This is a genomic window from Pseudokineococcus sp. 1T1Z-3 (assembly GCF_037482365.1).
GTDB lineage: Bacteria > Actinomycetota > Actinomycetes > Actinomycetales > Quadrisphaeraceae > Pseudokineococcus.
The window spans coordinates 1-2,329 of record NZ_JBBHZF010000044.1; the positions used below are offsets into that span (position 1 = coordinate 1).

1 protein-coding gene and 1 pseudogene are annotated in these 2,329 nt (G+C 73.3%); both read left to right on the plus strand.

What is annotated here, in order from left to right:
- Positions 1 to 200: pseudogene (locus WDV86_RS16055) on the plus strand (hypothetical protein); the annotation flags it as partial.
- 590 nt (positions 201 to 790) lie between these two features.
- Positions 791 to 2,329 (plus strand): Eco57I restriction-modification methylase domain-containing protein (locus tag WDV86_RS16060; protein ID WP_339568661.1); only part of this gene is annotated, 1,539 nt, incomplete at its 3' end.

The window sequence follows — 2,329 nt, forward strand, 5'->3', positions numbered from 1 at the left end:
AGGGCCCCGACACCGGCCCCAGCACCTGCGCCTGCGGGTGCGGCGGCGAGGTCGCCGGCCACCGGGCCTTCCTGCCCGGGCACGACCAGCGCGCGATCCATGAACGCATCGCCCGGCAGTGGGGCAACACCCTCGGCTTCGTCGACTGGTTCGACGCGACCTTCCCTCGGAGCTCGGACACGGTCTCGTCCGAGCAGTAGGAGCACCGCGCCGAGTGGGGAGGCAGCACCTCGCCCACCCGGCGACGGGCCCTACGTACTCGAGGCTGCCGGCGTCAGCCGAGCAGGTTCTCGAGCACCCAACGCACCGCGTCGATCACGGCGACCGTGACGACCCGACCAGCGATCGACCGGGTCAGACCCGGCTTCTCACGCTGCCCACAGTGCTCGCACCGGCCCACAGGGCCGTGCGACGAAGGTCCCATCGGGACCTCCCCTCTGGTAGAGCGCAGGAGGAGGTCGACCCCGGGACGCAGCCCAACCACGGACACCCATCCGGGTGCCGCGATAGACTTTTTGCGCCCCGAGCATTAGGGTGACTTGTGTTGTTGACACCGTGTCACTCCGTCCTACTCGGCAGGTCCTGGCAGACCGCCTGACGTAGCCGGACCGGAAGGCCCGACACTCGACGCATCGGGCGCCGAGCCTTCTTAATGTACATGACGAGCCCCTTCCTACGGAAGGGGCTTCGTCATTCAAGGAAAAGCCGCGTGTCCGTCTCCTCCTGGTGCTGGAGTGCCCGACGATCCGGCAGGATCGTCGCCGTGGAGGGTGGGCCGGCGCGCGACGCGATGAATGCCTCGCCGGCGCTGGCGCCCGCCGCCCAGCTCGCTCGGGTGCTGGGTGCTCGTGGGTCGCGGGCGACGGTCGGCGAGGCCGACCCGGCCGGCCCTCTGAGCAGTGCCACTCGCGCGGTCCTCGCCGGGGCCGCCTCGTGGTGGCGTCGGCGTGTGGCCGCAGCGGGGCTGGATGCGACGTGGGCGGACCCCACCACCGCGATCGGCGGTCTCGGTGGCTCCGTCGACGCCGACCAAGAGCAGGAGACCACTGCCCCTTCCTCTGGGCCGGACCTGTTGACTGTTGACGGGTGGACGTTGGGCCAGGCCTACACCGCCTCCCTCGCACCCGGGGCGAGGGCACGCCACGGCCGGCACTACACGCCCGCCACGCTGGCGGAGGTGGTGTGGGCGCGTGCCCGGACCGCTTCCGGGGCGCCGAAGTCCGCTCGGGCCCTTCCAGGGCGGGTGCTCGACCCCTCCTGCGGGGCCGGGGCTCTGCTGCTGCCGCCGCTGCGCGAGCACCTGCAGGCGACCCGCGCGCAGGAGGGTGCGTTCGTCCTGGCCGGGCTGCCCCGGCTGGTCAGTGGTGTCGACGCCGACCCGGTCGCGGCCTGGATCGCCAACGTGGTCCTGGCCGCGGAGATGCTGCCCACGCTTCAGCGGACCCCGCCGAAGGCCCGCAGGCCGCTGCCGCGGCTCGTCGAGGTGGGCGACGGCCTGGCCGACCACGGCTCGGCGCACACCGTGCTGATGAACCCTCCGTACGGTCGGGTGCGGCTGACGGCTGAGGACCGGGCCCGCTTCGCGCACGTGCTGTGGGGCCACGCCAACCTCTACGCGATGTTCGTCGCGGCCGGCCTGTCCGCGCTCGAGGACGGTGGTGTCCTGTCCGCGCTGGTCCCGACGTCGCTGACCGCCGGCCGGTACTCCACGAACCTGCGCGGTGCCCTGGCCCGGGAAGCGGCGCTGCGCGACGTCGTCTTCGTCGCCGACCGCAGTGGCAGCTTCGCCGGCGTGCTGCAGGAGACGTGCGTAGCCACGTTCTCCGGTCGCCGGCACCAGCACTCCACCGTCGCCGCCGTCGAGGACGGCGAGACCGTCGAGGTCGCGCGTGTGCCGGCGCCCCGCGGGGACGGGCCGTGGCTGCTGCCCCGCGGCGCAGACGACGCCGCCGTCGCCGCGGCCGCCGCGACGATGCCCAACACTTTGCGCTCGTCCGGCTGGCGGGTCTCCACCGGGCCGCTGGTCTGGAACCGCCGGTCCGCAGACCTTCACCCCCGGGCCGGTGGTCAACGGCTACGGGTGGTGTGGGCCGCCGACATCGACGGCGGCCGACTGCACCGGGACAAGGCCCGCGACCACACCCGCTGGCTGCGGATGCGCGACGCCCACGACCGCGCCGTCAACGCCCTCACCGGGCCCGCGGTCCTCGTGCAGCGCACCACCGCTCCTGAGCAGGCACGCCGCCTAGTCGCCGCCGACCTCAGCCCCGACCTGCTCGAGCAGTGGGGCGGCAGCGTGGTCGTGGAGAACCACGTCAACGTCCTGCGC